Origin of the sequence: Enterococcus dispar ATCC 51266, from assembly GCF_000406945.1 — a bacterium.
Classification (GTDB): domain Bacteria; phylum Bacillota; class Bacilli; order Lactobacillales; family Enterococcaceae; genus Enterococcus_C; species Enterococcus_C dispar.
Map to the genome: position 1 here is coordinate 2,002,615 of NZ_KE136354.1, position 23,083 is coordinate 2,025,697.

At 38.1% G+C, this 23,083-nt stretch carries 18 protein-coding genes and 1 riboswitch; of the genes, 1 reads left to right on the top strand and 17 read right to left on the bottom strand.

All coding sequences use genetic code 11. The annotated features are described in order from the left end of the window. Positions 1-152: 152 nt before the first annotated feature. From RK01_RS09535 to RK01_RS09600, 14 genes are all read right to left on the bottom strand, one after another. Positions 153-4,733, bottom strand: coding sequence for an MSCRAMM family protein (locus RK01_RS09535; protein ID WP_016173069.1), 4,581 nt, complete (start codon positions 4,731-4,733; stop codon positions 153-155). Positions 4,734-5,182: 449 nt separating this feature from the next. Then, positions 5,183-7,351 carry a Stk1 family PASTA domain-containing Ser/Thr kinase gene (gene pknB, locus RK01_RS09540; protein WP_016173070.1) on the bottom strand — a complete coding sequence of 723 codons (2,169 nt, stop codon included), beginning with the start codon at positions 7,349-7,351 and terminating at the stop codon, positions 5,183-5,185. Continuing rightward, positions 7,344-8,087 carry a Stp1/IreP family PP2C-type Ser/Thr phosphatase gene (locus RK01_RS09545; RefSeq protein WP_016173071.1) on the bottom strand — a complete coding sequence of 248 codons (744 nt, stop codon included), beginning with the start codon at positions 8,085-8,087 and terminating at the stop codon, positions 7,344-7,346. Before RK01_RS09545 ends, pknB begins: the two co-directional genes overlap by 8 nt. A 9-nt stretch (positions 8,088-8,096) precedes the next feature. Beyond that, positions 8,097-9,461 (bottom strand): 16S rRNA (cytosine(967)-C(5))-methyltransferase RsmB, encoded by a 1,365-nt coding sequence (gene rsmB, locus RK01_RS09550; protein ID WP_016173072.1) that lies wholly within the window; start codon positions 9,459-9,461, stop codon positions 8,097-8,099. Beyond that, positions 9,454-10,398, bottom strand: a complete 945-nt coding sequence (fmt, locus tag RK01_RS09555) for a methionyl-tRNA formyltransferase (RefSeq protein WP_016173073.1) — start codon at positions 10,396-10,398, stop codon at positions 9,454-9,456. The genes rsmB and fmt overlap by 8 nt, the downstream gene beginning before the upstream one ends. Beyond that, positions 10,391-10,882, bottom strand: coding sequence for a peptide deformylase (def, locus tag RK01_RS09560; RefSeq protein WP_016173074.1), 492 nt, complete (start codon positions 10,880-10,882; stop codon positions 10,391-10,393). Before def ends, fmt begins: the two co-directional genes overlap by 8 nt. Positions 10,883-10,953: 71 nt before the next feature. Next, entirely contained in the window at positions 10,954-13,359 is a 2,406-nt protein-coding gene (gene priA / locus RK01_RS09565) for a primosomal protein N' (protein WP_016173075.1), read from the bottom strand. Between the two features lie 195 nt (positions 13,360-13,554). Then, positions 13,555-13,860 (bottom strand): DNA-directed RNA polymerase subunit omega, encoded by a 306-nt coding sequence (rpoZ, locus tag RK01_RS09570; protein WP_016173076.1) that lies wholly within the window; start codon positions 13,858-13,860, stop codon positions 13,555-13,557. Positions 13,861-13,865: 5 nt separating this feature from the next. Next, the gene (gmk, locus tag RK01_RS09575; RefSeq protein WP_016173077.1) at positions 13,866-14,480 is read right to left on the bottom strand and encodes a guanylate kinase; all 615 of its coding nucleotides are present in this window, start codon (positions 14,478-14,480) and stop codon (positions 13,866-13,868) included. A gap of 147 nt (positions 14,481-14,627) precedes the next feature. Next, positions 14,628-14,909 carry a hypothetical protein gene (locus RK01_RS09580; RefSeq protein WP_016173078.1) on the bottom strand — a complete coding sequence of 94 codons (282 nt, stop codon included), beginning with the start codon at positions 14,907-14,909 and terminating at the stop codon, positions 14,628-14,630. 39 nt (positions 14,910-14,948) lie between these two features. After that, positions 14,949-15,833, bottom strand: a complete 885-nt coding sequence (locus RK01_RS09585) for a YicC/YloC family endoribonuclease (RefSeq protein ID WP_016173079.1) — start codon at positions 15,831-15,833, stop codon at positions 14,949-14,951. A gap of 11 nt (positions 15,834-15,844) precedes the next feature. Beyond that, positions 15,845-16,066: a YdbC family protein gene (locus tag RK01_RS09590; protein WP_016173080.1), complete on the bottom strand. Its 222-nt coding sequence runs from the start codon at positions 16,064-16,066 to the stop codon at positions 15,845-15,847. A gap of 98 nt (positions 16,067-16,164) precedes the next feature. Continuing rightward, entirely contained in the window at positions 16,165-17,829 is a 1,665-nt protein-coding gene (locus RK01_RS09595) for a patatin-like phospholipase family protein (protein WP_016173081.1), read from the bottom strand. 205 nt (positions 17,830-18,034) lie between these two features. Continuing rightward, the gene (locus RK01_RS09600) at positions 18,035-18,748 is read right to left on the bottom strand and encodes a class A sortase (RefSeq protein ID WP_016173082.1); all 714 of its coding nucleotides are present in this window, start codon (positions 18,746-18,748) and stop codon (positions 18,035-18,037) included. Positions 18,749-19,083: 335 nt separating this feature from the next. On the opposite strand from RK01_RS09600, the gene RK01_RS09605 reads away from it, so the two are divergent. Next, complete coding sequence (locus RK01_RS09605) at positions 19,084-19,863, top strand: hypothetical protein (protein ID WP_016173083.1); 780 nt, start codon at positions 19,084-19,086, stop codon at positions 19,861-19,863. Positions 19,864-20,087: 224 nt separating this feature from the next. Here the strand turns inward: RK01_RS09605 and thiT are convergent, their stop codons facing one another. From thiT to RK01_RS09620, 3 genes are all read right to left on the bottom strand, one after another. Beyond that, complete coding sequence (gene thiT / locus RK01_RS09610) at positions 20,088-20,690, bottom strand: energy-coupled thiamine transporter ThiT (protein ID WP_016173084.1); 603 nt, start codon at positions 20,688-20,690, stop codon at positions 20,088-20,090. A 90-nt stretch (positions 20,691-20,780) separates the two neighbouring features. Then, a riboswitch (TPP riboswitch) is annotated at positions 20,781-20,879 on the bottom strand. A gap of 122 nt (positions 20,880-21,001) precedes the next feature. Further along, positions 21,002-21,820, bottom strand: a complete 819-nt coding sequence (locus RK01_RS09615) for a hypothetical protein (RefSeq protein ID WP_016173085.1) — start codon at positions 21,818-21,820, stop codon at positions 21,002-21,004. 171 nt (positions 21,821-21,991) lie between these two features. Next, positions 21,992-22,969: a ribose-phosphate diphosphokinase gene (locus tag RK01_RS09620; protein ID WP_016173086.1), complete on the bottom strand. Its 978-nt coding sequence runs from the start codon at positions 22,967-22,969 to the stop codon at positions 21,992-21,994. Positions 22,970-23,083 lie beyond the last annotated feature (114 nt).

Here is a 23,083-nt window from a genome sequence, read left to right on the forward strand (position 1 = left end):
AGTATAGCATATTTCTAGAAAACGTCTAATTCCTTACAAATAATTTTACTTACTAGCGGTGAAAAAAAGGGGTGAAACAACCACATTTTAGTTGATTCACCCAAGTGATATTCTATTTCAAACTCATTCTCTTTTTTGTTTATTGATACTATTTAGGATATTTTTTTATTTCGATACCAATAAACACCTGCCAACATACTTGCTGCTAAAAGGAGCAACAAGGCACTGATGATAAATATTTGCGTACCAATACCGCCAGTGGTTGGTAACACACCTAGGATTTTTTTACTATTCAAAACGCTAAATTCAATCAAGTTATCTTCCTCACCGTTTGTTTTGGTAATTTTAATCGCTTCTACTCCTTCCTTAGTATCAGCTGCTATTTTCACATTTCCTTGTTCATCAATCAGGATTTTCACATGATTAAATAATCGCTCAAAAAATTGAGGTACTTGTGTTTCTGTCAGCGTGTAGCTTCCTGCTGTTAGATTTTCGGCAGTAAATGTTGCATCTTTTTTAACAAGATTTAGCTTCTTACCTTGACTATCTTCCAAGCTAAATTCTGCCCCCGTCAACGGTGTCTGTTCATCTTTATCTTTTTTAATAAAAGATAATTTGAAAGGTTTATAGCGATTATCAATCGTAAAGTTTACCGCTAGTCCAGAACTTTCATACATTATTCCTTTTGTTTCCTCACTTTTTTTTGTAAATGTTTTTTCATGTTCATCATAAAGCTGTGGTGTAACACTTCCATTACTTGATAGATGGAAGATAAAAGGTTCCATTAACTTAAGACCAGGTACTTCATCACTACTTTTTTCAATTAACCGATAGTAGCCACTGTTAAGCTTATTAAAGTAAATGTAACCAGCGCTAACTTGTTTACCCGTGATGGACTCCGCTACTTTTTCAAACGTATTTTGGGCAGAACTATACTTTTCTAACCGAAACTCAATATCATTTAAATCAGTATATTTGTTATTTTCGCCCAAACGTTTGTGTAAATTAATATTGTAGTAATTACCAGAACCATTTCCTCCAGTTACGGATTCCCGTACATAAACAGTATTCGAATAAGGAACATACTCATGCTTTTCCCATTTAATTTTGGCATCATTTGTAGCGTTTAGCAATTTTTCATCGACAATTGTTTTGTATTTCACGATAATGGGACTATTAATCTCTTGTAAAGTTAGTTTAAATCCCGATGATGCTGGAACTAACGTTTCAAAAGGTAACGGCTCTCCGATTGCTTTAAAAGTAATATTATTTTCTTTATCTTGGACAGCTTCAGCAGCGTAGAGTACAACCGAATTTAAATCTACCGATTGTGCTCCTTTTGGTGTATCCATAATTTCCACATTGTGTAAATGGGCTGCACCCCCATTGGCTACCAGTTCCCACCAGATTTCTATTGGATCTGTTTCATCTGCTTTTTTGCCAAGTTTGAAAAGTTCACCACTTTTCATCGTTAAGGAAACACTCCCAGAGTTTTGATATTCATTTCCTTGTAAGATAAGTTGGATAGCATTATTAAAAGTATATTTTTGATTGTCCGAACCAGAAATAGATTCTCCTTGGCCATTTAATGCATACTCGGAAGTAAACGCAGCACGAATTGCATAGTTTCCCACATCTTTTATAAAGCGTATTTTAAAACCTTTTGCTTCTGTTTTTAGCCACTCTTCTCCCTTAATAACTCGATTTTCATCTGACAAAAATTCATAATCTGTCCCCTCTTTTAATATCGTCAAAATTTCTTTTACATCTGGGTTCCAGTTTGTATTGTCAAGATCGTAAATCATTTTATAAAACACAGGCAGTTTCTTAACTCGTTGATAATCTTTTGTTGTATCTGTTAGGGCCGCACCATTTTCTGCTTTATAATCCAATAAATCTTCCAATATATCCCCAGCCTGAATGGGATAAAAACGATCATTAGCGCGGATTTCCCATGTAATTTCATTATCTTTAGCGTTTAGTTTTCCAGATTTAGAAGTGTTATGAGCCACATGACGATGACTTGAAAGCCAGATAGTACCATCTGTTGCTTCAGTCAATTCCCCTTGTCTAATCCCCACAATATTTTTAACCGAATTTGATATTCCTGCCGTTGGTTTTGTCCCTTCACCACCATACTTCGTAGCTAAGTATAAGCGCACACGCTTTCCATTGTATAAAGAAGTATTAAAAGAAACTCTTAATCCCCGTTTTTCAGCACCCCACTCTTTAGCGTATCTTTCGGTATCATTACTAAATTGGTTTAATCCAACTTTGTAGTCACTTTGTGGTACTACTTCCCATTTTTCTGGGGAAGTCTCTACCATCACAATCAAACCACGCTTTCTTACAGCATCGCGTTGGGCTCCTTCTGTTGTAGGCCATACATTTGGTTCAGCTTGATTGTAGTAATACCACATGTCATGATACGGAGAAATATCTGTAATAACAATTTTATCGCTACTGCTGTTGGTCTTTGCTGTAATCTGCCAATATAAGATTTGCTCTTCACGATAAATATCGCTTCCACTAAAGCCTCCTTTTTTTTCAATTGCCAAATTATTGGTATCAACCGTTGCTGAGCTTGAGTTTCCATCATCATTTTTAATGGTATTAATAGCTTCAGTACCCGGCTCATGTTCAGAAGTATAAACAAAAGTATAGCGTCCTTTAGGCGTTCCTTGTGGGTATTCAAACTTTATTTGAGCTTTATCTGTTAGTGATCCACCATTGTTTACTTTAATTTTTACAACAGGATTATCATCACTATGAACACTTATCCCATCAATCGTCAGCGTATAAGGTAGACTTTTTTTCAGCGCTTCATTATTTGAGCGATAACTTTCATCATAGACTTCTAGTTTTTTGTCTGTCATAAATTTTCCTGACAGAATTTCATCAGTCAAGATTTGCTCTTGGTTTGTATCACGATGATGTACGACTGTCCAACGTACTTTTGCATTGCCATTATCAAATAAACCTAAATTAGTTCCTGTTTTATATAGCTGATCTTTATAAATGGTAATGTCTGCATGAGCATCTAAATCACCATAGTTACTCGTGGTAGTACTCACCTTGTTTGTTAACTTGCTCCCATGTAAATCTGTTGTTTTAGTAGTAAAAGTAAAGACTATTTTTTTGTCGCAAGAAACTTTTTCATAATCAAAGTTTACCGTTATACTGCGTCCTCCACGGGTAAATCCAGTACTAAAAGCGCCCGTGATAACATTCGTATAATCCGCTTCATTATATTTTCCATAGTCTGTTTCATTATATTTTTGCGGCAGCCATAATTCTTTGCCTCCCTTTTCATCATAGGCTTCAATGGTAAAAAATTTTCCCGCATAATCCATTCCCGTAGCAGTTTCTAAACTTTTAGCGGTAGTATTTAAAAAAGCAAACGTAAAGCCATGATCACTGCCAAGATTACTAATTTCATCTGTGGTAATGTCTTCATCTTTTAGTGTAAAATCATTTAATGTATTATATACATCCCCTGTTTTACTAGGTTCAACTATAACTTGCCATGTAATATAAGAAGTGGTGATTTTTGTTCCATCTTTTTCAGTTGTTACTTGTTTGATAATTTCTTTATCATTCGCGTCTTTTGCCACCTCTTTATTTAAGGTATAACCTGAACCTTTTTGTGTAATGTCAATGGTGACATTATCCCTATCTTCCCCTTTAAAAATTTCCAACTTCTGGCCATTTTCTTCACTCATGGTAACTTTTGTTTCCAAATACATTTGGCCTTTAACATTTTCCGCCCGAATTGCTTCATCATTTAAAGTCACTGTCCATGTATGAGGAGCGCCATTTTGCCCCTTGGTAATATAGAAGTAGCCGTATTCATTATTTTCATCTTTAAGTGGTTCCTTTTTCCCGTCTATATCCTCTGCAACAGCAATTTTATTATCAAAATCAAAGCTGAATGTAAAGGATAGTTCTTTACCGTTATTATCTTGATTATTAATTGCTTGTTCGAATAAACTTCTAAATGTGGTGTTATTGTTCGGATCGATAACTTTGTTCATATCCCAATCATAATCTAATCGCACCGAGGTATTCTCATCTAGAATATGCTTTTGACTATCGTAGAGTACCCAGTCACCTTCTTGATCTTTGGCATCTTTATCCCAAACTTTCATCTGCGCATTTACAACGGGGGTTTCTTGAGTTAAAGAAGAAAGGTCCAATGCTGATAAAGACAGACTTAGGTTCTTAGTGGCTGCTGTATAAAATGTATTTTCTTCTCCTTCACGAAAATATCCTAATTGAAATTCCAACTGCTGATTTTCGACACCCTCTTCATAACTGGTAACTATTTTAAATTCTTTCGTAATTTCACTATTTTGCTTTTTTTCAAAATGAGTTGCTACATATTCAACTTTTTGATTCGACTCAACTTTGTCAAATCCCGTAACATCCTTTCCTGTGATATTCACAATACCGCTCGCAGCCGTCAATCTAAGTTGCGCTTTAATTGCTTCCTCAGTACTTTTGTTACTAAGTTGAATTGTCCATTCAATTTCCTTTTTATCTTTATTCACCTCAGTATGATACTTCGCATTAAATAGCTCATCATTAACAATTTCTATTTGTGAATAACTAGCTCCAATACGATTAAAAGTTGTAAAGAAGTCAAAGAAAAAAGGGATAATCAATACTATAATAATGGAGATAATAAAAAATTTATGTCTGACATTGCTTTTCAACTCTTCTTTTTGTTTCACTTCTATCCCCTCCTTTACTTATATCATTAGCATCTGATTTCCTATGCTGACGATGTTCTTTGCAATTGACTTAGAAACTTCCTCTTTTTGCCATTTCTTTTCTAATTCACCTTTAATTATAGCAACAATAATAATTTTCACCAAAACCAAGAAAGGGTTTTTAAAAACCAAGTTTAAACAAGTAACTTGGTTATTTAATATTCAAATATTTCTTTTATAATAGAAAAGCAAACATTCAAGACGTTATATTAAAAAGGCTAGTACCTAAATTACATCAAAATGCAAATTTTTTTTTGATAATATTGACTGGAAAGGAAAGAACATAAATAATAAAGTTGGTAAAATAAACACCATCTAATTTCTTCACTTTTTGTCTTTTAGAAAAAACCAAAAAAGAAGCAGAAAGAAAAATCCTCATGATTTTTCTTTCTGCTTCTTTTTATGCATCATTACGGTACTTCAATATCGCTAGCTTTCGTAACCGCTAAACTGTTTTCATTTCCATTGTCTCGTTGGAAATAAAAAGTCGCACTTTCACCTTTTTTAACCGTAACATCAATTGCTTCTTTATGGGTATCACTAGGCGCAAGGGTAAAAGCTGCAACTTGTTTTTTCGTTCCTTCTTCATCGGTTAAATAAATTTTAACTTCCTGATTCGCTTGGCCATCACCTTTGTAAGTAGCGGATAAATTCACTTTAAAGGTTTGGGGTTCGTTGCTGGTATCAGGGCCTTTTGAAACGACAACTTTTACCGTATCGCCAATTTTTACCGTTTGACCAGCACCAGGTTCTGTGCGAATCACTTTGTCTTTTGCAACATCATCAGAAAATTCTTCCGTCTCATCATACTCTAAGCCGTAGTCTTTTAAGCTGTTTTTCGCTTCCACATCAGATTTACCGGCTAAATCGGGTAAGGTAATCTTGTTTGTCCCTAAACTAACTGATAAGATAACTTGCGTTTTATCAGGAATCGCTTCTGCGCCTTCTTTTGGCGTCTGTGAAATAATTTGATTTGCTGGAGTAGTGTCACTATATGTTTCTTCTTTTTTAATCTGGTTTTCTTTAATTCCTTTTCCCAGTAAATCGTTTACTGCCTCATTATACGTATAGCCACTGTAGTCAATCATATTGACAGGTTCTACGCCGCGGCTAACCGTTAAGACAACTTTTTGCGATTCAGGGGAGACTTTTTCGCCGTCATCCGGGTCTTGGGTAATGACTTTCCCTTCTGAAACATCGTTGCTGTATTCATCCTTGCGACTGATGTTACTCTCTTGAAAACCCAGATTTTTCAAAGTCCTTAATGCGTCATCATAGGTTTCACCCGTTACGTCTTTCATTTCAATCTTTTCTTTGCCAATACTTTCATAAATCGTGATTTCACTATTTTCTTTGACGACATTGCCAATAGCAGGATCTGTTTTTACGACACGATCGGCTTCAATTGTTTCACTCGGGATTTTTTCTACTTTACCCGGTTTTAACCCTACTTGGTGCAACTTTTCTTGGGCCGCTGCTACTGTCATTTCACTGACATCTGGCACCGTTACTTCACTTTTGCCACCGGAAAAGAAGGCATAGGCTAGCCCGCCGCACAATAATAAAAATAAAAAGATTGGCAATAGCCACCATTTTCTTTTTTTCTTTTTGGGTTTTTCAGGTTTTGGTTCTTCTTTTGGCACCTCTATTGGCGCTTTTGGTTCAACCTTGGTAATCATTTCTTCCGGAATTGGCGTCAACGCTTTGGTCGCATCGTCCATTGCATGGGGCTGCCAACGGGGTTCATTTAATCGTTCAGGATGTAGCACAGTCGCTAAATCTTCTCGCATTTCATCTGCCGTTTTATAGCGGTCAGCCGGATTTTTTGCCGTCGCATGTAATACAACATTTTCTAAAGACTGGGGTAAATTATGATCAAATGTGCGAATGGACGGCATTTCTTCTTGAAAATGTTTCAAGGCAATAGTAACAGCTGACTCGCCATCAAATGGAACGCGTCCGGTCAACATTTCATATAAAATGATGCCAATCGCGTAAATATCCGATTGATTGGTCGCCATACTGCCTCGGGCTTGTTCTGGTGAAAGATAATGGACCGAGCCTAGCATTGTATTGGTTTGGGTGATGGAGGTTTCAGTTAAAGCAATGGCAATCCCAAAATCAGCAATTTTCACCACACCGTCTTCATTAATCAAAATATTTTGCGGTTTCAAGTCCCGGTGAATAATCCGGTGTTGATGCGCTAAAGCAATCGCACTTAAAATTTGTTGCATGATTTCAACTACCGTCAAATACGGGATAGGATAGTTCTTCTTGATATATTGTTTTAAATCCATTCCTTTAACGTATTCCATTACCAAGTATTGCATGCCATCTTCTTCACCGACATCATAGACCGTTACAATATTGGGATGCACCAATTCAGTCGAGGCTAAAGCCTCCCTTTGAAAACGGCGAATCGCGTCTTGATCGTTTTGAAAGTCAAAACGTAATATTTTGATAGCTACTTCACGGTCTAAAATCAAATCTTGGGCTAAAAATACATTGGCCATGCCACCACTGCCAATATTGCCGATAATTAAGTAGCGTCCACTTAATTTTTTACCAATTTCAATCATGAGCAGTGCCCCCAATTTCAATTAATAAGACGGTAATATTGTCTGCACCACCGGCATCATTGGCACCCGAGATTAGTTTTTTTACTTTTTCAGCTAAAGAAATAGGCTCGTCCACAATCCATTTAATGACATCATCGGATAACATATTGGTTAAACCGTCAGAAGCTAGTAATAAGTAGTCTCCAACTTTATAAAAATGGCTGGCAATATCAACTTCTACTAATCCTGGCATCCCGACAGAGCGGGTCAACACGTTGCGGCGTGGATGTACAGCAGCCATTTCTGCGGTAATTTCGCCGGAACGTACCAACTCATTTACTAAAGAATGATCTTCTGTTAATTGCGTGATTTCATGATCCCGCACCAAATACATCCGACTGTCACCAACGTGGGCTAAAGCAAATTCTTCAGCAAACACCGCAACACAAACAATTGTCGTCCCCATACCTTGCAGCTCTGGTTTTTCTTGCCCCAATTCATAAACTGCATCGTTAGCGGCTTGAATCGCTGTGACAAACCATGAACAAGCCTTCTCAGGAGAATCAATCGCGGTTTCTTGCCATTTATCCCCAATACCATCCACGGCCATTTTACTGGCAACGTCACCGGCTTGATGCCCGCCCATGCCATCGGCTAAAATCGCTAAAGTAATGTCTGCTTGATTCTTAAAAACGGCAACGTAGTCTTGATTGCTATTACGCTTTTTCCCTACATCCGTTTGAAAACTAATCTGCATTTTGCCACCTCATTTTTCCTTTTTCAGACAGCTAATAAAGAAACCATCTGTCATAAAGTCTTGTGGATATAACGTCAACATATCATTTACTAGTTTACTTGTGATTAATTCATTTGCAACCACTGGTACCAATTTAAATTCAGGATGATCTTGTAAAAAGCTTTCTACCACATCTTGATTTTCTTCTTTTAAAATAGTGCAAGTACTATAAACAAGCAAGCCCCCAGGTTTTAATGTTTGGGCTACGCTATCGAGAATTTCCCTTTGAATCATGGGCAGACGGGTAAAATCACTGGCTTGTTTTTGATACTTAATATCAGGTTTGCGTCGCATCAAGCCTAAGCCTGAACAAGGAGCATCCACTAAGATGCGATCAAAAGAAGCAGGTGCAAATTCTTCATGGGCTTCTCTTGCATCCAATTGTTGCGTAGTGACCACATCTTCTACTCTTAGACGAGCGGCATTGTCTTTAATTAATTGGACTTTTTGACGATGAATATCTAGCGCTGTGACCTTACCACCGGCAGCTGCATCAAGAAAAGTGGCAATATGCGTAGTTTTACCACCGGGTGCCGCACATGCATCTAAAACTTTCATTTCTTTTTCTACTTGCAAGGCCGGTGCCACTAACATCGAACTTTCGTCTTGCACGGTCAATACACCATAATGGAAAAGTTGACTGCCTGCCAAAAAGCCTTTTTTCGCTACAATACCAAAAGGTGAAACGCTGCTTTTTTCTGCTTCAATGCCATCTTCTGACAAAGTCGCAATCGCCTCTTCGCGGGTGACACTGCGCAAGTCTACACGAGCAGAAACATGGCTGACCTCAAAAAGAGACAAGCCTAATTGGCGGGTTTGTTCTGTTCCGATTTGTTGCACAAATCGCTGGGTTAACCATAAAGGCATACTGATTTCTGTCGCCAAACGTTCCATCGGATCAGAAATTGCAGCTAAATCCGGAACACCATTACGCTGTACGTTTCGTAAAACACCGTTGACAAATTTGCCAATACCGATATTTCCCCGGACTTTGGCAATTTCTGTCGCTTCATTTAAAATCGCGTGATCTGGCACTTTATCCAAATAAAGGAGTTGAAATAATGATAAGCGTAATAATAAACGAACCCAAGTATCAACTTTTTTGGCACTTTTTAAAAATGGTGACAGATAATAATCAAGTAATAGTTGGCGGGAAATCGTCCCGTAAACCAGGCCGGTTAAAAGACGCGCATCTTTATCCGAAAGCTTTCCTTTTTGAATGGCATCATTAATCAACAGATTGGAATATGCCCCGCCTTTTTCAACGCGCTCTAATGCATGCAATGCGACATACCGCACTGATTTTTTCATGGATTTTGGTATTTTATTACTCACCTAATTTTTCTCCTTGTATTACATTTTGTCCCACACCATTTAAAAAGGCTTGAACATCTTGTTTGCCTTTACCGGCAGGTTGTAATTCTTTAAGCGCTAAAGTTGTATTTTTGCCACACGCAACAAATAGTTCGCTTTTATCTTTTTTTATAATCGTACCAGGCGCAGCATCTGTTGTTTCAGCTAGTGGGGTCACATCCCAAATTTTCCACCGGACACCGCGATAAGTCGTAAAAGCAATCGGCCACGGACGCATTCCCCGCACTTGGTTATCGATTTCATCAGCTGTTTTCTGCCAATCAATCGCTTCTTGTTCTCGCGTAATATTAGGAGAAAACGTTACTTGTGCTTCATTTTGCGGCGTTTTTTCAAGAGTACCCTGAATTAGTTCTGGTAAAGTATTCAAAAGTAAATCTTTTCCTAACGCGCTCAATTTTTCAAACATCGTGCCCACATCATCGGTCTTTGTGATGGGAATTTCCGCTTGACTGTAAATGGCACCGGCGTCCATTTTTTTGATCATTTCCATAATAGTGACACCAGTTTTATCCTCGCCGTTCATAATGGCATAATGAACAGGTGCGCCTCCACGATATTTTGGCAATAAAGAAGCATGGACATTAATCGCTCCCAGACGGGGAATCTGCAATAATTTTTCTGGCAAAAACTGACCAAAAGCGGCGGTGACAATTAAATCTGGTGCTAATGAGGCAATTTTGTCCATTTCAGTAGAGCCGCTGATTTTTTCGGGTTGTAAAACCAATAAATCGTGTTTTAAAGCCGCAACTTTCACCGGTGGAGGAGTTATCACATGCTTACGTCCTACTGGTCGGTCAGGTTGGGTCACAACTGCTTGTACTTCATAGCCAGACTCTAGTAATCCTTCTAAAATCGGTACTGAAAAAGCGGGTGTTCCCATAAAAACTATTTTAGTCATCTTCATGCGCCTCCATATATGCTTCTAAATCTTCTTCTTTAACGTAGTCAATAACTTTGTCGGTAAATAATATGCCATGAAGATGATCAATTTCGTGTTGAATAGCCCGCGAAAGATAGCCATCTGCTTCTACTTCCAGCTCATCTCCTTCACGATCGTAAAAACGAACTGTAATCAAGTCGGCACGTTTGACGGTACCATAGACATGGGGAATACTCAAACACCCTTCCACATCAATGGTACTGCCTTTTTTAGCAATAATTGTAGGATTAATCATTTCGAATCGTTCAGCTTCATCTAACTCAACGATAGCTACTTGTATATTTTTTCCTACTTGTGGTGCAGCGATTCCAATACCATCGTGAACTACCATTGTTTCATACATTTTGTCTAACATCATCACCAAATCATCGGTAATTTCGTCGACTTCTCGATTTTCTTGGCGCAAGCGGCGGTCTGGATCTAATAAAATTGGATAAGGCATATTTACTCCTAACTTTTCAAGTCAGTTTCAATCTGACAAACCAGATTGAAACTGACTAAAGACAATAGCAACTAAATAAAATTCAAAGGTTCATTATCAATGGCCACATAGAGTCCTTTGCGTTGATCGCTTTGGCTCTCGTTTACAATTTGTTCTAGTAACGGTTTTAAAGCCGGTTCCTGTTTGTATTTTACAATAATCTGATAATAATAACGATTTTTAATCCGCATAATCGCACTAGGGGTTGGCCCTAAAAGTAATGCATTCGGACTTAAGGCTGCCTGCAGTTGGCGTGCCAATTGAAAACTCTTCTGGGCCGCTTGGATTTCTGTTTCATGACTCACCGTTAATTTAATGGTGAAGTAATAAGGGGGATAGCCCGCTTGATGCCGCATCGCCATCTCTTGCTGATAAAAGCGTTCGTAGTCTTGTGTCTTGGTTAAGGCGATTGCATAATGCTCTGGATTAAAAGTTTGAATTATCACTTCGCCTGCTTTTTGGGCGCGGCCTGCACGACCACTGACTTGGGTTAACAATTGAAATGTTCGCTCACTGGAACGAAAATCGGGTAAATTCAACGCAGTATCCGCATTTAAGACCCCTACTAACGTAATATCGGGAAAATCCAATCCTTTGGCAATCATCTGAGTTCCTAGTAAGATATCTGCTTTCTTTTCACCAAAAGCTCTTAATATCTTTTCATGGGCACCTTTTTTGCGGGTCGTATCAACATCCATCCGCAAAATACGGGCTGTTGGCAGCAATTCCTTTAACTCGGCTTCAACTTTTTGCGTTCCGGTACCATAATAACTGATTTTTTTACTCCCGCATTCCGGACACTTATGAGGAATTTTTTCTTCATGTCCACAATAATGGCAACGCATCGTTTTCGTATCCATGTGTAAAGTTAACGAAATATCACAATTAGGACAATCTAACACATACCCACAATCACGACACATCATAAAAGAAGAATAGCCTCTGCGATTTAATAATAAAACAATTTGCTCATTTTTTGCTAAACGATCCCGCATTTTTTCTTGTAAACTTAGTGAAAAAGAGGTCATATTTCCTTGACCATATTCCTCTTTTAAATCGATAATTTCAATTGTGGGCAGCTGGGCGTAAGGATTGGCCCGTTTTCGTAAAGGCAACAGCTTATAAACGTTTTTTTGAGCACGGGCGCGCGATTCCAAAGAAGGTGTCGCACTTCCTAGGACAATAGGACAGTGGTGATAGCGACTCCGCCAAATTGCTAGATCTCGTGCATGATAGCGGGGGGCTTCTTCTTGTTTGTAGGTAGCTTCATGTTCTTCATCTACAATAATCAAACCGATATTTTCCAAAGGCGCAAATATTGCCGAACGCGCCCCCACAACAACACTCGCCTCGCCTCTTTCAATTTTGCGCCATTCATCATAGCGTTCTCCATTGGATAGCCCACTATGTAAAACAGCTACCGCATCCCCTAAACGACTTTTAAACCGCTCTACCATTTGCGGTGTTAAAGCAATTTCAGGCACTAACATGATTGCTGTTTTATTATCAGCCAACACCTGTTGAATTGCTTGTAAATACACTTCTGTTTTGCCGCTGCCGGTGATACCTTCTAATAAAAAAGTTTGCGCTGCTTGTTTTTGGTAGGCGGCTAAGATCTGGGCAACAGCTGCTTCTTGTTCTTCATTTAAGACAAAATTAGTCGATGCTTCAAACGTATGATTGGCAAAAGGGTTCCGATAGGTTTCTGTTTCAAAAAGTTCGAGCCATCCATCTTTTGCCCCTTGATTCAAATGAGCTGTCGTAATACCCAAATCGGTAAAATGCTTTACGGGTAGTGCTTCTGTCTGGTTTGCCAAAATCTCTAAAAGCTGTGCTTTACGCAATGCACTTTTTCGTAAGTTACTCTGAATCTCAGCGGCTGTATCTTTAGCAACCAATGACGTCACCATTCGAATTGTTTTCACCCGATTTTTATTGTGAACTTCATAGCGAATATCTACTAAGTTGGCTTGGCGAAATTTCAATAATTGCGGTAAAACACCATTTTTCTGCGCTTCATCGTAATCAAGCTCACCGTTTGAAGGAAAATAATGCGCTGCTTCGCTTTTTTCATCCAACAATAAGATTGTCTTTTTATATTCTGCTTTCATTACACTTGGCAACATGGTTTGCAGACAAGTGATTTTAAAAGCATATGTGGTTTCTTTCATATAGTCAGCTAACGCTAACAATTCAGTATTTAAAACAGGTGCAATATCTAAAACACGAATAATAGGTTTTAAGCGTACATCAGGCGTTTGGGTTTCACTTAAGCCCACTACAAAGCCTTGAATATGCCGATTGCCGTTACCAAAAGGGACTTCCACGCGCATCCCTTTTTTTACTAATGATTGCAAGGTTTCTGGAATCAAATAAGTAAATGGCTGATCGGTTTGCATCGTCGGTACATCGACGATAACTTCTGCTAGAGGGTACATGTTTATCCCTTCCTTCTTTCGCTATATTCTACTAAAAATAGGTCAGTTTGTCTGTTAAACAAAGGAAAATTTAAAATTCTGATCGTTCCTTTCCCCACGTGAGACGGGATAATTGGCAAAAAATATGGCACGTTGTGATAAGTCACAACATGCCACATCTTCTCATAACAGAACCAAATCGTTCCCGTTTTTTTCTTATAAGTTTTGTTCTTCGCGAATACGTGCTTCTAGTTCTTGTTGTTCGCGTTTTTGGACAGCCTGGTTTTCTTCTTGTTCCATCTTCAAACGGGCACGTTTGATTTCAGGATGAGGATCGTTAATTAATGTTTCTGCATCGATTTCTTCTAAAGCACGGCCAACATTTTTATCAGATTCAAATTGATCCAATGTTGGTTTGGCCCCGGCATCTAATTCATGGGCCCGTTTTGCTGATAAGATAACTAAAGAATATTTTGAGTTTACTCGATCTAATAATGAGTCAATAGATGGGCGTAGCATCATTTGGACTACATCTCCTTTAACATTTTAATATATTTGCCGATCACGCGATCGACTCTAAAGTGTTCACTAGCGATAATATCTTTGATGCGTTCCACTGCAAGAGGAACTTCATCATTGACCACCGCATAATCATAAAGTGCCATCATTTCGATTTCTTCTCTGGCAACTTTCATTCGTTCTTCAATAATTTCAGCGGCATCTGTTCCGCGACCAACAATGCGGGATTTTAATTCTTGTAAATCCGGCGGTGTCAGGAAGATAAAAACGCCGTCAGGTACTTTTTCTTTTACTTGGCGGGCTCCTTGGACCTCAATTTCAAGAAATACATCTTTGCCTTTATCTAATGTTTTATCCACATAAGAAAGGGGCGTTCCGTAGTAATTGCCGACATATTCTGCATACTCCAACATCTGCCCAGCTTCGATTAGTTCTTCAAATTCTTCCCGGGTACGAAAATAATAATCGACCCCATCAACTTCTCCTTCACGCATTGGGCGGGTAGTCATGGAAATAGAATATTGAAAGTCATTGTCTTCACTTTCAAAAATTGCCTTTCGCACAGTTCCCTTACCAACGCCAGAAGGCCCTGATAATACAATTAATAAGCCTCGCTCTGACATACTGACGTCCTTTCACTTCTGGTTTGCTGGTCAACATTACACTTATCTGCAAATTTTAACAGTGATTCTATTATAGACGCAAATGTCTAAAATTGCTACCTTTGAATGAAGAAGAAAAAAGATTGTCTTTTCGAACTGAAAATGTTGCTAAAAGCCCATATTCGACAGCGTATTTACAATTGTTGTAAATTCATCTTTACGTTTTTGATTGGTATCGATAGGATCTTTTACTTCTTCTACGTCGGTGCGTGTTACAAATTTTCGTTCCAAAATGACATTGGTTTCATTGACCATTAAAAATAATTGTTCTGCTGTCACTTTCACACAAGCATCTTCCCATGCTTCAAAAGGTTCTTTTTCAGAAGGAATCGCACGTTTAATCACTGCTCTTCCTGATAATTCGTGAAAAGTAATATCATAATATTTCATTTTACTTCATCCTTTCAACCGCTTATTTTTCATCCTTTGTTACTCCACATTTTGGACTTGTTCGCGAATTTTTTCAACAATTGTCTTCATTTGGACTACAAATTCTTTAATTTCAATGGCGTTACTTTTGGAGCCAATCGTATTGATTTCGCGATTTATTTCTTGAATCAGAAAGTCCAGTTCTCGTCCTACAGCGGTGGATTTTTGCAAAATATTGGCAAATGTTTGCAAATGAATTTCCAAGCGATCCAATTCTTCATGAATATCGCCCCGTTCAATCAAAAGCGCCATTTCTGTCAACAGACGTTCTTGATCCACTTGAGCGCCAAGATAATCTTGTAATTTCTGCTCAAAGCGTTCTTTAAAAGTAGTCTCAAATGTCCCATTGAATTGGTTCAATTGCGCTAATTGCACTAAAAGAGCTTGCGCATTCTCTTTTAAAACGACTAAAATTCCGTTACCTTCTTGGATACGACTATTATTTAAGGCAGCAGCAGCTTCACTGACCGCTTGGGTGACCAATGTTTCCAATTCACTACTATCGGATTTTTCTTGTTTTACTTCCACATAATCAGGCACCGTGATAATTTGTTCTAAAAGCTTAGCGACTGAAAGTTCTGTTTCGCCATAACGCGCAGCGGCTTCTCTTTTAAACTCTGTCACTAACTTATCCACTAAAGGCCAATGAATCACCACTTCTTTATTTGTATCTGCTAACTCATTGATAGTCACAAAGACTTCAATCCGCCCTCTTTGAACCGCTTGTTTTACTGTTTGACGAATTGTATTTTCAAGTTCATTAATTTGCTTTGGCTGACGAATTTGCAAATCCAAGAAGCGGTGGTTCACGCTTTTTATTTCTACTTCCACTTGATAATCGGAATTTTCGACACTTGCTTTACCAAAACCGGTCATACTTTTCATATTATTAGCACCTACTCCATCTTTTTTAAAGCTTGCTGTAAGGCAGCAAATTCTTCGTTACTTAAAGTAATTCCTTTTCCCATTTTTTCATGATCTGGGCCCCAGTCCCGTAAATCAAATTTCGGTGGGCGACCATTCCAACTGACAATATTAAGCTCTTTGCGCCATCCTTTATCATTTTCCGATAAAATAGCAATTTCTTCTAAAATTTCATATGAGAATTCTTGTGCCATGTTCTTACCTCCAAATGGTTGATTTTTCTTTTCTGCTTTATTCCTGTAAAAACCTAGCGACCTCTTTGCGCCGCTTACTAAAAAGAAATACGCGTCTTTTAATCATTACTGCTTTGAAATAAAAATTTGCTAAATTCAGCTGTGACAATGCTGACAGCAAAATTTTCCCATAAAATTTGCGGCACGTTGCCGGGTAATGCCTCCAATTGTAAAAAAGAAAAGAACAGACGAGAATCAGACCATGCTACCAAACGTTCGCGGTATAAATTTAACCACTCCGCAACTGATAATGTGGCATTCAATTCTCCTTTTTGTCCGAAACTAACGTCTTTAATCTGAGTGATAAAGTTTTCTTCCCGATAAATTTCAGCAGGCAATATCTCCGACCATATTCCACTAAGTTCCACTAAGGCGATACCAGTAGTTTCAAAAGCAACTTTTTTACCATAGACATGGTGTAGCTTGCGCCAAAAAGCCGGTGCTTTAATTAGTTGCCATAAAGGATGATGCATTTTGCGTAATTGCTGACAAAAATCATGCCAATGCATATTAAAATTTTCTTCTGTAAAAGTATACCAAAACCCCGTATAACGTTGGAAATGCTTTAAAGTTTCCAAATAGCCTAAACGCAAATTTGTTTTTGAACGCTCAGGATCAAAAACTAAAAAACTGCCTAGTGTCCATGGTGAACTTAACGAAAGCGTAGTGACATTTTGCGGTACGCGATATTTTTTCGTAAACCCTGGACCTTTGACATCCACTACAATGCATTCTGTGGCACCTTGTTTTACCGCCACATCGATTGGCACATTATTTCGATAGCCTCCGTCAATATAAAGGCTGCCAGCAATTTGTGTCGCTTTCATCGCCGGATAAAAAGAGGCTGAAGCACTTAACCACGCAATTTCACAATCCAAATGCCCTTTTTGAAAATGATAAACTTTTTCACTAAAATCCGGTAGTCGCGTGGTACAAACATATAAATCAATTGGGCTTTGCCCCATTTTTTTCTCGTCAAAAGTTTGCTTCATTATTTGCTGTAAGGGTTCTGTGCTCGCGCCGTTTTCCCGCAGTGCGGTCAACGTCAAGGAACGAATTTGACGTAACAGTAAGATTAAAGCGTGATTGTCAGCCGCAGCTGCGGGAAATTGCAATACTTGATCCGTACTTAAACTTTCCCACAACTGACAAGCAGCTCGCTGATCATTTAATAAAATCAAAGCGCCATTTAGCGCCCCAACAGAAGTACCCGTTATCATTTCAAAGTCAATTTGTAATTCCTGCAATGCCTGCCATACCCCGATTTGATAGGCACCTCTTGCGCCCCCGCCACCTAGTACTAGCGCAGTTTGATAGTGACATTGACGAGTAAAAACAGTCTCAAAATTTTGAAAAGAATTTTTTAAAAGCCAATTAGAAAACCCAACAGATAACCTTTCAGGCTTTATTTCAAACCGTAGCCCCCGTAAAAATCGTTGCCGACAAAAATTATCTAGCAACTGGAGCAGCTGTTTTTGACGAATACTGTCGTCAGTATACAAACAATTTGTAAGCACAAAAAAATTATCAGCTGCAATTTTTCCTGCTATAAACACGGTTACGTCCTTGTCAGTAATTTGCCAAACTTGTTGTTGCGTGATGGTCTCTAGCAATGCTTGGCGCGCATTGTGGTGACTTTTGAAAAACGGAAGCCATTGCCGACTATTCTTAAAGGATAATTGTGCCCCAATAAAATGAGAGGGATAAATTTTTATAACCTGCACTTTTTCACCTCTTTTTTTACAAGCATTAAAAAATTTTTGTAAAAACTAGTTAATTTCAGTATAACAAAAGTTGCTAGGGCTGCCTGTTTTAAAGTCAGTAACCGCGCTAATCGTATCTTTAACACATTTCTGCAACCAAATGAAAACAGACCGCTTGGCTTTTCACATCATTTTCTCGACTGTGAAAAGTTACGGTCTGTTGTAATTAATAGGTTTTTGATTTCAATAAAAAGGCATCCCGCATATCTTTTGTCGCCTTGTTTACTGGTGTCACTTCTTTTAACTCCCCTTGGACAATCGTACGCGTGATTCCTTCAATTTCGCCACAAGTAATCAATGTCACTAATTTTTTCCCTTTGATGACATCTAAATACTGCACTTCTGTAGGTTGAACCCGAACAATAATTTTCGTTTCATACGTGTAGATATTCTTTAAATCCGTCAGATAAATTACGTCTCCTTTTTTAACCCGCTCTAAAGGTGTAAAAAGCAAATCAGGTTCATAGGCGCGGTGAGACGCAAGAGCATAGTTTCCTTCTCCCATTTTTTGGTTAGGTTCTAAAGTTCCCGCCCCCCATAACAAGGCCTCATTTGCTAAACCTTTAAAAATCGGAAGATTGATTCCTACTTTGGGAACAGCAATCCCGCCAATTGTCGGTAAATCACGGTTGGTAAATTGGGCTTTAAAGACAGCTTGACTACTAGAGGGGACAACGGCATCAAAATCAAAAGAAGCAGGTTTTTGCTGATTTTTTTCAATTTCAGCGGCAGTCACTTCAGAAACAGCATACTTCTCCCCATTTTTTTCAATTAAAAAATTTTTGATTTGATTGTTAAAAGTCAATCCCAATCCCACTAAAAGTAATAATAACAATAATAAATTAATGAGCCAGTTTTTAAAACGCGACTTTTTTTTCATGTTATTTTCTCCTTGATTTTGAAAATATTCTTCTCCCATTTTCAACATTTACATCGTCTTTTTATTTTGTCTAAAAAAATTTGTTTAAAAAATCGTTTTCTAAAGTCATTTTAGCATATCTTATCATTGTTTTATACTTTCCCACTCATTTCAATAAACCCACCATAAAAAACAACTTCTTTTTTTGCGGATGATGAAAAATTTATTACAATTGGTTTGAAATAATTGCAAAAATGTGTTCTTGTTGTAACATAATTTTAAAAGAAAAGATACAAGCATTTTCGCGGCATTTATTGTAAAATAACTTAAAGTGAGATAAAGGAGGAGTGGGGAAAATGCCGGAAATGGTCTATGTACATATTGATACAACGAGTAATGCGATTTTAGCCCGGGGAATTACCCCAGCGGATTTTGTTCATGGTATTGTTCATTATCCAAGTAACTTACTTCTTTTAGACCCTTCTTCCAATTACGGTGAATTTGAAGCCCATACCGGTATGAAAATCATTCGGGGAAATGAAAGCGTCGATCGCTTTTTTGATGAAGTTCGTAAAGAGCGGATTACCGAAGATTTAAAATGGATCGATTTTAGTGATGCAGCGATGCTAAAAGAACTGACACCCTTAGAAATCTCTGAGTTGTTGTATTTTGGCCACATGAAAACGCATTTACACTCCCCTTTTTTTTATAAATTGCAAAATAATTTTGTCTTCTTTGATTTACAAGACGGCCTAACACGAGTGTATTATCGTTATCTCGATGAATTTTACCGTATTTTAGCGGATAAAATTACCCGTGTGGCCTTAGGCAAACTAAACGACCGACGTAGTTTTTTTAGAAAAGCCACTCCCGTTGAGAAATTGGATTTGACACTTTTAAAAGAAATGAAGGGTCTTTTCCAAGAAGGAGTTATTTTTTGCCTTAAAAACAGCGAAGTCATTAATAAGGAATTTCAGCTTCCCATTTATTTAGTAGAAGAAAGTGGTTTACGCCAAAGTGTAACTTTTGGTTACGATAAACCAGAAATGCTGGTGGCTACTTTAATTTATAATAAAGTAGAGCGTCACTGGTATTTAAAATATGAAGATAACGACTTGTTATTCATGCCAAATTAAAAGACTGCACCTCTTAAAGGTCCAGTCTTTTTTTGCATCAAAATTCCATCTTATTGCTTGAGAGTTAATCACGTTCATTGCGCTTTTCTTGTTGTCTAGCTTCATGAGCGAACTCCCTACGGCAATATGCTGAAATTTCAAGTAATTGAAGAGCAATTATCAAAATTCCATCTTATTGCTTGAAAGTTAATCACGTTCATTGCGCTTTTCTTGTTAGACTTCGCTTATTTTGATTTAACGGTGGAAATATAATGACTGCGTTTTGGGATAAATAATTGCGGAGCCACTTTAACTAAAATTCCTAACACAACCGCTACATAAATCGCATTGGCCAAAGCTGAAGCCCCATTGAAGATAAAGGAGTAAAGGTAAGGATTCATCCCTTCCGGTGCATAAGCGCCCCAAACGAAAACCCCTGCCCAAAAATGCCAAAACCAACGAGCAAGCGCGGCTACCACGCCACCTAATCCAACGTAATAAATCGTAAGATTACTATGTGTTTGAATGGTATGTTGGATTTTTTTGGCAAACAGTCCCCCAAAGCCACCAAAAGCAAAAGCAAAGGGATACTCAAAAATAATTTGGGGCACAGAAACAAAGTTTTTCATCGCCGTTCCTATCACAATGCTTAATAGTCCCCAGACAAAACCTGCAGTTAGTCCTGGAATGAAGCCACGTCGATAAGAATATAAAACCAGCGGTACCATTCCCAAAGATAAATCAAAAGCCGAGTTTGCCGTCTGAATAGGAATAAAAGATAGTGCCATCGCTGCTGCGGCTATCACCGTACCTTCCACCCAGACTTGTAATTCCATTTTTTTTGCCATAAAAAAAATCCTCCTTTAGAACCGTCACGAAAAAGTAGACAGCAGGCAAAACGCCGCCAACTTTTACAGTAGGACAAAGGAGAAGTATCACTTCAGACTTGTCACAATTCCTACGTTCGAATGATCGATACAGGTACGAAGGGTTTAGTAATCTACAATCTCAGCCAAACGGCTCCCCTTTGTGAACGAGTTCTATTTTATTTTTTAACGTGTTCATCATAGCATACTTTTATTTTTTTGTGGATTTTTTAGACTGACCTTTTCACTTTTACTTTGAAACGAATATTCATTGCCATAACGGGTTAAATTTTTCAGCGGCCATAATATTCTCCAGTAGTGGGGATAACAACAATTTCTTTAGTCTGCTCGTTTATTGGTTTATCCACAGTAAAAACGAATACTTTTTCGTTATCCACCGTTTCTGTGCGTCCTGTTAATTCATTTTCTGCTAACTTGTACGTTTTTTCCACAGCTTTTTTTGCCGCAGCTAAAGTTGAAACAGGGTCTGTGAATAAGTTCGTGCTAGCAAAGCCATACGGTGTTAGCCGTTGTCCAAATGTACTGGCATCTTTTAGAAGTGCTGCCGTTTTTTCTTCATCATATTTCACAGTTGCAGTAGTAAATGGCACGTGCGCATCCTTTAAATCTACTTGCCATTCCCCTTTTTTAACTTGACGCATCGTCAGCGAAGCTTGTTCATAAGTTGTCCAGTCCCGCCCGCTTAACTTGACCGTTTGTCCGTCAAGCTGTTCAAACTTTCCATTGCCAATAATTCTGCTTCCATCTGAATCAGCCAATAAAACATTATTTTGCGTCGGAGCAGTAGGATTCAAGGCATCTTTTATCTGAAGCAGATTGAAATTCATTTGAAAAGAAACCTGGTTTTGTTCGGCAGTTTGAGCTGTCCCGGTAAAAACTTTGTGGAGCAAATTATCTTGGGAAAAGGCCAACGGATTTTCTTCAGTAGTAGCAGTCGTGGTCGTTTTTTCTTGCTGTTTTTTATCCGCTTTAGACTGGGCCTGCTCTTGGGCAATACTAGTAATGGTATCTTTTGCTTCATCAATTTTTTGACAGCCGGTTACGCTGATTACCAATATAAGTAACCCTAGAAATTTTATCTGCTTTTTCATTAGTGTCCCTTTATCCTTTTTATTTCATTTTAGCATAAGTTAAATTTTCAATAAAAAGCTAACTTATTCCACCTTATAAGAAAAGCCAAATGAATTTCTTTAGCTTTCAAGCATAGAGACAATTTCTTTACCTACAAAAAAACTCCCGCCTTAACAGGCAGGAGCTGTGTTTTATTTAGTCGGTTGTTTTGTTTCAAACAACGGACTTACTGGTTTATTTTCATGAATGCGTTTAATTGCTTCTCCCATTAAAGGTCCAACAGAAATTTCATCGATTTTTTCAATGCGACGATCTGCCGGTAAATTAATTGAATCCGTTACGACACAACGTTCAATCGCTGAGTCTTGAATACGTTGCATTGCCGGACCAGATAAAACTGGGTGGGTACAAGATGCATAAACACTTTTCGCGCCTGCTTCTTTTAATGCATTCGCAGCTAAAGTAATTGTACCAGCTGTATCAATCATATCATCAATTAAAACACAGATTTTGCCTTCTACATGTCCAATAATGTTCATGACTTCGGCCACATTGGCTTTAGGTCGACGTTTGTCGATAATAGCAATTGGTGCTTTTAAAAATTCTGCCAATTTACGAGCACGGGTTACACCACCGTGGTCAGGTGAAACAACGACGACATCATCACCAGAGATGCCTTTTTCTAAGAAATAGTTCGCAATTAATGGTGCTCCCATCAAATGATCCACTGGAATATCAAAGAACCCTTGAATTTGAGCAGCATGCAAATCTAAAGTTAAGACGCGGTTTGCACCGGCTTTTTGAATCATGTTTGCTACTAATTTTGCAGTAATTGGTTCTCTTGAACGTGCCTTTCTATCTTGACGCGCATAGCCATAATAAGGCATTACAACATTGATTGTTTTGGCACTAGCTCGTTTTAAAGCATCAATCATAATTAATAATTCCATCAAATTATCGTTGACAGGACTTGATGTGGACTGAATGACATAAACGTGTGCGCCCCGAATACTTTCTTCAATGTTGACTTGAATTTCGCCATCACTAAATTGGTTTACTGAGCATTTTCCTAATTCGACACCAACCGCCTCAGCGATTTTTTCCGCTAAAGGACGATTTGAATTCAAGGCAAAAATCTTCAATCTTGGATCGAAATAATGATTTGACATGAGAACCTCCGCTTTCTTCTGCAATTAAAACTACTTTTGTCTGGTCTTCCTAGTAAATAGTAGACATTTTTGCTTAATAAATCAAGTAGGAAAGTGTTTTCAAAGTGAATTCTA

Bases quoted from the DNA above. Each gene is read 5' to 3' on its own strand.
- pknB (WP_016173070.1), bottom strand. From the start codon at position 7,351: ATGATTGAAATTGGTAAAAAATTAAGTGGACGCTACTTAATTATCGGC.
- RK01_RS09545 (WP_016173071.1), bottom strand. From the start codon at position 8,087: ATGCAGATTAGTTTTCAAACGGATGTAGGGAAAAAGCGTAATAGCAAT.
- fmt (WP_016173073.1), bottom strand. From the start codon at position 10,398: ATGACTAAAATAGTTTTTATGGGAACACCCGCTTTTTCAGTACCGATT.
- def (WP_016173074.1), bottom strand. From the start codon at position 10,882: ATGCCTTATCCAATTTTATTAGATCCAGACCGCCGCTTGCGCCAAGAA.
- priA (WP_016173075.1), bottom strand. From the start codon at position 13,359: ATGTACCCTCTAGCAGAAGTTATCGTCGATGTACCGACGATGCAAACC.
- rpoZ (WP_016173076.1), bottom strand. From the start codon at position 13,860: ATGATGCTACGCCCATCTATTGACTCATTATTAGATCGAGTAAACTCA.
- gmk (WP_016173077.1), bottom strand. From the start codon at position 14,480: ATGTCAGAGCGAGGCTTATTAATTGTATTATCAGGGCCTTCTGGCGTT.
- RK01_RS09580 (WP_016173078.1), bottom strand. From the start codon at position 14,909: ATGAAATATTATGATATTACTTTTCACGAATTATCAGGAAGAGCAGTG.
- RK01_RS09585 (WP_016173079.1), bottom strand. From the start codon at position 15,833: ATGAAAAGTATGACCGGTTTTGGTAAAGCAAGTGTCGAAAATTCCGAT.
- RK01_RS09590 (WP_016173080.1), bottom strand. From the start codon at position 16,066: ATGGCACAAGAATTCTCATATGAAATTTTAGAAGAAATTGCTATTTTA.
- RK01_RS09600 (WP_016173082.1), bottom strand. From the start codon at position 18,748: ATGAAAAAAAAGTCGCGTTTTAAAAACTGGCTCATTAATTTATTATTG.
- RK01_RS09605 (WP_016173083.1), top strand. From the start codon at position 19,084: ATGCCGGAAATGGTCTATGTACATATTGATACAACGAGTAATGCGATT.
- thiT (WP_016173084.1), bottom strand. From the start codon at position 20,690: ATGGCAAAAAAAATGGAATTACAAGTCTGGGTGGAAGGTACGGTGATA.
- RK01_RS09615 (WP_016173085.1), bottom strand. From the start codon at position 21,820: ATGAAAAAGCAGATAAAATTTCTAGGGTTACTTATATTGGTAATCAGC.
- RK01_RS09620 (WP_016173086.1), bottom strand. From the start codon at position 22,969: ATGTCAAATCATTATTTCGATCCAAGATTGAAGATTTTTGCCTTGAAT.